At 63.3% G+C, this 6524-nt stretch carries 7 protein-coding genes and 1 pseudogene; 7 read left to right on the top strand and 1 reads right to left on the bottom strand.

Features of this window, described 5'->3' with window-relative positions; all coding sequences use genetic code 11:
* Together thiC and EV683_RS12740 are read left to right on the top strand one after the other, a co-directional pair.
* Window positions 1-1422: phosphomethylpyrimidine synthase ThiC (gene thiC / locus EV683_RS12745; protein ID WP_131863032.1), on the top strand; the 1422-nt coding region annotated here is incomplete at its 5' end.
* Between the two features lie 483 nt (window positions 1423-1905).
* Window positions 1906-2598 carry a hypothetical protein gene (locus EV683_RS12740; protein ID WP_131863031.1) on the top strand — a complete coding sequence of 231 codons (693 nt, stop codon included), beginning with the start codon at window positions 1906-1908 and terminating at the stop codon, window positions 2596-2598.
* A 2-nt stretch (window positions 2599-2600) separates the two neighbouring features.
* Here the strand turns inward: EV683_RS12740 and EV683_RS12735 are convergent.
* Window positions 2601-2867, bottom strand: a pseudogene (locus tag EV683_RS12735) (integrase core domain-containing protein); the annotation flags it as partial.
* Window positions 2868-2945: 78 nt separating this feature from the next.
* Between EV683_RS12735 and EV683_RS12730 the strand changes: the two are divergent.
* From EV683_RS12730 to EV683_RS12710, 5 genes are all read left to right on the top strand, one after another.
* Window positions 2946-3428 carry a cupin domain-containing protein gene (locus tag EV683_RS12730; protein WP_066612284.1) on the top strand — a complete coding sequence of 161 codons (483 nt, stop codon included), beginning with the start codon at window positions 2946-2948 and terminating at the stop codon, window positions 3426-3428.
* Window positions 3392-4039: a GyrI-like domain-containing protein gene (locus tag EV683_RS12725; protein WP_131863030.1), complete on the top strand. Its 648-nt coding sequence runs from the start codon at window positions 3392-3394 to the stop codon at window positions 4037-4039. Before EV683_RS12730 ends, EV683_RS12725 begins: the two co-directional genes overlap by 37 nt.
* 38 nt (window positions 4040-4077) lie before the next feature.
* The gene (locus EV683_RS12720) at window positions 4078-4410 is read left to right on the top strand and encodes a DUF7709 family protein (protein ID WP_131863029.1); all 333 of its coding nucleotides are present in this window, start codon (window positions 4078-4080) and stop codon (window positions 4408-4410) included.
* A gap of 101 nt (window positions 4411-4511) precedes the next feature.
* Window positions 4512-5450 carry a Na/Pi cotransporter family protein gene (locus EV683_RS12715; RefSeq protein WP_131863028.1) on the top strand — a complete coding sequence of 313 codons (939 nt, stop codon included), beginning with the start codon at window positions 4512-4514 and terminating at the stop codon, window positions 5448-5450.
* Between the two features lie 63 nt (window positions 5451-5513).
* The gene (locus EV683_RS12710) at window positions 5514-6470 is read left to right on the top strand and encodes a DUF808 domain-containing protein (RefSeq protein WP_131863027.1); all 957 of its coding nucleotides are present in this window, start codon (window positions 5514-5516) and stop codon (window positions 6468-6470) included.
* Window positions 6471-6524 lie beyond the last annotated feature (54 nt).

The raw sequence follows: 6524 nt of genomic DNA, 5'->3' as shown, positions 1-6524 counted from the left end.
CGCAAGGCCTACATCGCGTCGCTGCAGGCCACCGGCAACCAGCGCCTGCTCGAACTGATGACCCGCCAGCACCCGGGCGAGAACTACGGCGCCGGCCTGGTCGAGGAAATCACCCCGGAATTCGTGCGCCAGGAAGTCGCCGCCGGCCGCGCCATCATCCCGAACAACATCAACCACCCGGAATCCGAGCCGATGATCATCGGCCGCAACTTCCTGGTGAAGATCAACGGCAACATCGGCAACTCGGCGGTGACGTCGTCGATCAGCGAAGAAGTCGACAAGATGACCTGGGGCATCCGCTGGGGCGCGGACACCATCATGGACCTGTCGACCGGCAAGAACATCCACGAAACGCGTGAATGGATCCTGCGCAACAGCCCGGTGCCGATCGGCACCGTGCCGATCTACCAGGCGCTGGAAAAGGTCAACGGCAAGGCCGAGGACCTGACCTGGGAAATCTTCAAGGACACGCTGATCGAACAGGCCGAGCAGGGCGTCGACTACTTCACTATCCACGCAGGCGTCTTGCTGCGCTACGTGCCGCTGACCGCCAACCGCATGACCGGCATCGTGTCGCGCGGCGGCTCGATCATGGCCAAGTGGTGCCTGGCGCACCACAAGGAAAACTTCCTCTACACGCACTTCGAGGAAATCTGCGAAATCATGAAGGCCTACGACGTGGCCTTCTCGCTCGGCGACGGCCTGCGCCCGGGTTCGGTGTGGGACGCCAACGACGACGCGCAGCTCGGGGAACTGAAGACGCTGGGCGAGCTGACCCAGATCGCCTGGAAGCACGACGTTCAAGTCATGATCGAAGGCCCGGGCCACGTGCCGATGCAGCTGATCAAGGAGAACATGGACAAGGAACTGGAATGGTGCCACGAAGCGCCGTTCTACACCCTCGGCCCGCTGACCACCGACATCGCCCCCGGCTACGACCACATCACCAGCGCGATCGGCGCCGCGCAGATCGGCTGGTACGGCACCGCGATGCTGTGCTACGTCACGCCGAAAGAGCACCTCGGCCTGCCGAACAAGGACGACGTCAAGGAAGGCATCATCACCTACAAGCTGGCCGCCCACGCCGCCGACCTCGCCAAGGGCCATCCGGGCGCGCAGATCCGCGACAACGCGCTGTCGAAGGCGCGCTTCGAGTTCCGCTGGGAAGACCAGTTCAACCTCGGCCTCGACCCGGACCGCGCCCGCTCCTTCCACGACGAGACGCTGCCGAAGGACTCGGCCAAGGTCGCGCACTTCTGCTCGATGTGCGGCCCGCACTTCTGCTCGATGAAGATCACCCAGGACGTGCGCGAATTCGCCGCCAGCCAGGGTGTGTCCGAGCAGGACGCGCTGCAAAAAGGCATGGAAGTGAAGGCGATCGAGTTCGTCAAGGGCGGCGCCAAGCTGTACGACAAGGTGTAACCAGCTATCCACAAGCTTGGCCGAGCACGGGCGGCGCGCCGCTCGGCCAGGCTTGCGGGTGTTGAACAGAAAAACGGCGGTCTTCGGACCGCCGTTTTTTGTTGGTCAGCGCGGGCTCAATATGCGCGCGGCGCCGCCGGGTATTTGCGCGCCAGCGCGAACGACCGTTACACCGCGCCGTAGCCGTCGGCCCGGTCCCGCTCGTGCAGCGCCCTGACCCGCTCCCAATGTTGGCCGAGCGGCCCGACCCGCTCCTCGGGCAACATGGCCGAGCCGTTTCGGGGGCGGCATGCGGCGTTCACGATTACGCTTTTGTCATGGAGCGTTGTGTGGCAAACTGTCCAGCGGGATCGTCGTCATGCTGTTTGAGTGGCGACGCAATCACTAACGTCTTTTAGGACGTCTATTTATCATGAGATCGCTGCAGTCATACGTTATTTTCTAATGGCAGCTCAATAATCTATTAATTACTTTCTCACATACATGAACAAGGTATATATCACGCTTTTAGCAGTCGTGCTGTTAGGTTGTGCCGACGTCAATGGAGGCCTCAAGTCTCTCAACAAAACTCTAGTCGGTGCAAACCAATTCCTCGCTAATGCAAATTATGCTTTGGCTGGCATAAACATTAACACTTTATCGGGCGCTATCATTGATTACGAGCGCTTGCATCCCCTCACGCAAAATTTGTGCATCCCACTTGAAGGGTTTAACTACGCCACTGGGAAAGCTATCTTCTCGAAAGAGTCATTCAATTTTGATGAAACAGAAAATCGCTGGAACAAGCTCGTAGAACATGGTTTATTTTCCAAGTACTCAGATAAACATAATGTCATTTATAAGATGACAGCAATAGGGAAAAGCAAATTCTCTGATGTACCATGCTCCGAGCGTATCGATCCATACCCAACAAAGGTCAAAAATGGCCTCCTGTATGGCAAAGTCGGATTCTACAGATTTATTCAATTGAAGCAGAATCAATTCAATAAAAATTTTTATAATGCTTCATATCAACGTCATTTCGTAAAGCTTGATGAGTGGGCAAAAGACGCTGAACTGCGCAGACGGTGGAGACTACAAGGAATTACAGAGATTGAAGCCATGAAATGGGATGTAAACCTTGTAAAAGACTCAACCGGCGTCAACCTTCAAGGCCCACCACACTCCTACGACTAAAGTTAATAGGTGTCCAGTCCCGGACGATTGCAAACGCGTTTTTTGAACAAATCTGGGCGCTGTTTCTGCCAGTCTTTCATGGCCTGAATCGGCGTCCGGTGCTGCAGGGCGAGCTGCGGCAGATGCTGGTTGTAGAGCAGGACATAACGCTCCAGTGTGGTTGAGAGATCCTGGCCCGATGCGAACCAGTGCGTGGCCAGCACCTCGCTGATCCGTCCGTTGAAACGCTCGACCATCCCGTTGGTTTGTGGTGTTCGGAGGTTGGTCAATACTGCAACCGAGAGGGGCTGGCTTGCCGCAAGCCATTCGCCTTCAACGTTAGCGTCCATTAGCCCATGGAGTTTTTCATGTCCGATACCGCAATGCCGGTGGCCATCGTCGCGCTCAATGCACCCGTGAGAGCGAAACCGACAAGCTATCCGGAGCCGTTTGCCTCACGTATGGCCGGGCGCGAGAAGCGCGCACTCGGAGAGCTGTTTGGCTTGTCGAATTTCGGTGTCAACCTCACCCGCTTGGCGCCTGGCGCCGGTTCCGCTTTACGTCATGCCCATTCAAAGCAGGACGAGTTTGTCTACATACTGGCAGGCCATCCAGTGCTCATCAGCGACGAGGGCGAGACGCCGCTTGCCCCGGGCATGTGCGCCGGTTTCAAGGCCAACACCGGCAACGGCCATCAACTCATCAACCGCACGGATCAAGAGGTCCTCTACCTTGAAGTCGGTGATCGTACACCGGGCGATTCGGTGACCTACCCCGACGACGATTTGCAGGCGGTCTTCGGTAACGACGGTAAATGGGTGTTCCTGCACAAAGATGGCCGGCCGTACTGAGCGCCGAGCTTTCGCCATTGGCGCCAAAGGTCGCATCCAGGACGTTCACTGCCGTCAGCGCCGATGGAAACGGCTTTGTTTCCGCGAAGGATTTGGACATCTGTCCTGAAGCAGATCAGCATTTGCACCACGGGGAGAACATGATGCAGCACAAAACCGTCGCCAGTCAGCTCGTTTTGTTCCGGCGCGAGTGCCTGACGATTCCGCAGGTCGCAGGCTTTGCCGACCGGCATTGCGCGGCTATCCGCGACGAGGCGGCAAGGTGCGGGCTTGCCGTGGCGGGGCCGTGGATTTTCGTTTCGCACGGTCTGCCGGACAATCCCGACCAGCAGTATTGGGTCGATTTTTGTCTGCCCGTCGCGCCGCCCCTGGACGCATCCCTTGCAGACGGCGCGGCGCTGAAGGAGCTGGAGGCATTTTCGTGCATCAGCGAAACCTACAAGGGGAAGCTCGCCGACCTGTTCGCGGCCGGTTATGCGCCGCTGCTGCGGGAAGCCGCCCGTGCCGGTGAGCAACTGAGCGGGCAGAGCCGGGAGGTCTATTGGCGCTGGCTTGGGGCGGACTCGCCCGACAATTGCGTCGAGATCCAGTTTGGTCTGTCGCGCCGTTGAGCCGTGTTATTCGATTTTTCCCGATCTGGAGATTTTTCATGCCCAGCACGACGACGCCGGCCGGTACCGAACAACTGGCGGCGGTGAACCGCAGGATTTTGTCCGACGGCGAAACGCTGCCGACGGTCACGCTCAAGGACGGCAGCCGCGTACAGACCGGCACGGTGGCGGCGATGTTGCACAACATCGCGCGCTACAACGCCGGCGAGCGCGGCGAGGTCGAGCGCGAGCTGGCGCTGGCGGTGCCGACGCTGGCGCGGATCGGCCTGTTCGAGCTGTTTTCGCCCGAAGAGTGGCTGGCCGGCGACAACCCGGGGCGGCGCTTTGTCGGCGGCGCGGCGCGCGCCTGGCTCGACGGCGAGCAGGCTTGAGCGGCGCCGGACGTCGTCCGCTATGCTGCGAAATGCGGGCGACACGACGAGGCCGCGACGGCAAGACGGCATGAAGTGCCCGGGCCGATGACGGGGGAACGATGACCACGCTGCAGACCCTGGTGGCCGCGCTGGCGGCGGTCGCGCTCTTTTTGTACGGGCTGGACAGCTTCAGCCGCGAGCTGCGCGCCGTCGGCGGCGAGGCGCTCAAGGCCTGGCTCGGCCGCGTGACGGCCAGCCGCTGGCTCGGCTTCGCGGTCGGCGCGGCGGCGACCGCCGTCGTGCAGTCGAGCAGCGCGGTCACCTCACTGACGGTGGTGCTGGTCGACGCGGCGGTGCTGTCCTTCCGCGCCAGCCTCGGCGTGTTGCTGGGCGCCAACGTCGGCACCACGATGACCGCGTGGCTGGTGTCGTTCAAGCTGACCGGCATCGGCCCGGTCTTCATCGTGCTGGGCATGCTGCTGTCGGCGCTGCCGACCCGCGCCGGCGTCGCCGGCAAGGCGGTGTTCTACTTCGGGCTGATCTTCTTCGCGCTCGATTTGATCTCGGCGCAGCTGGCGCCGCTGCGCGACGAGCCGCAGCTGCGCGCCTGGCTCGGCTACGCGGCGACGCCGGCGGTCGGCGTGCTGGCGGGCGTCGCGATCACCGCGCTGATCCAGTCGAGCAGCGTGACGACCGGGCTGGTGATCCTGCTGGTGCAGCAGGGCCTGCTGCCGCCCGAGGCGGCGATTCCGGTCGTGGTCGGCGCCAACGTCGGTTCGACGTCGACCGCGCTGGTCGCCAGCCTCGCGATGGGGCGCGTCGCGCGCGCGACGGCGGCGACCAACCTGCTGTTCAACCTGACCGGCCTCTTGCTGGTGTTTCCCTTCCTCGACCTTTATTCGCGCTGGCTGATCGACACCTTCGGCGCGGCGGCGGTCGCGGTCGCCTGGGCCCACCTCGGCTTCAACCTCGGCATCGGCCTCTTGTTCTTGCTGTGCCTGGACGCGGTCGAGCCGCGGCTGCGCGCCTGGTTCGCGCTCGACGCCGCGCGGCCGTAGCAGGGCGGTCTTGCCGGCGCGCTATACTCGCCGATCGATTGTTCATTCCCCGGGATACAAGACATGGCAGGTAGCAGCCTTCTGGTGCTGATCGACGACATCGCCTCGGTGCTCGACGACGTGGCGACGATGACCAAGGTCGCCGCGAAGAAGACCTCGGGCGTGCTCGGCGACGATCTGGCGCTCAACGCGCAGCAGGTGAGCGGCGTGCGCGCCGAGCGCGAGCTGCCGGTGGTGTGGGCGGTGGCCAGCGGTTCGCTCAAGAACAAGGCGATCCTGGTGCCGGCGGCGCTGGCGATCAGCGCGCTGGCGCCGTGGGCGATCACGCCGCTGCTGATGCTGGGCGGCGCCTTCCTGTGCTTCGAGGGCTTCGAGAAGCTCGCGCACAAGTTCCTGCCCGGCGGCGTCGACGACGCGGCGCAGCACGGGCAGCTGGTCGAGGCGCTGGACGACCCGGCGGTCGACATCGTCGCCTTCGAGCGCGACAAGATCCGCGGCGCGGTGCGTACCGACTTCATCCTGTCGGCCGAGATCATCGTCATCTCGCTCGGCTCGGTCGCGGCGGCCGGCTTCGGCCAACAGGTGGCGGTGCTGGTCGGCATCGCGCTGCTGATGACGGTCGGCGTCTACGGCCTCGTCGCCGGCATCGTCAAGCTCGACGACGCCGGCCTCTACCTGAGCCGCCGGCCCGGCGCGGCCACGCGCGCCTTCGGCCGCTTCCTGCTCGCCGCCGCGCCCTACCTGATGCGCTTTCTGTCGGTGGCCGGCACGGTGGCGATGTTCATGGTCGGCGGCGGCATCCTGAGCCACGGCATCCCCGCCGTGCACGGGCTCGTCGAACATGCGGCTGCGCCGCTGGCGGCGCTGCCGGGCGTGGGCGCGGTGCTGGCGGCGCTCGCGCCGTCGTTGCTGGACGCGCTGTTCGGCGTCGTCGCCGGCGCGGCGGTGCTCGCCGGCGTCGCTCTGGCCAGCCGTCTGGCGCGCGTATTTGGCCGCGGCGGGGCCGCCGCCCGGCGCTGAGGCGCCGCCGCCGCTGCGGCGTGCCTATACTCCGAGCAGGATGCCCGCTCAGGA

This window comes from Crenobacter luteus (assembly GCF_004345725.1).
GTDB lineage: Bacteria > Pseudomonadota > Gammaproteobacteria > Burkholderiales > Chromobacteriaceae > Crenobacter > Crenobacter luteus.
The sequence above is the reverse complement of the archived record's forward strand: the minus strand, read 5'-3'. Positions and strand labels throughout refer to the sequence as shown.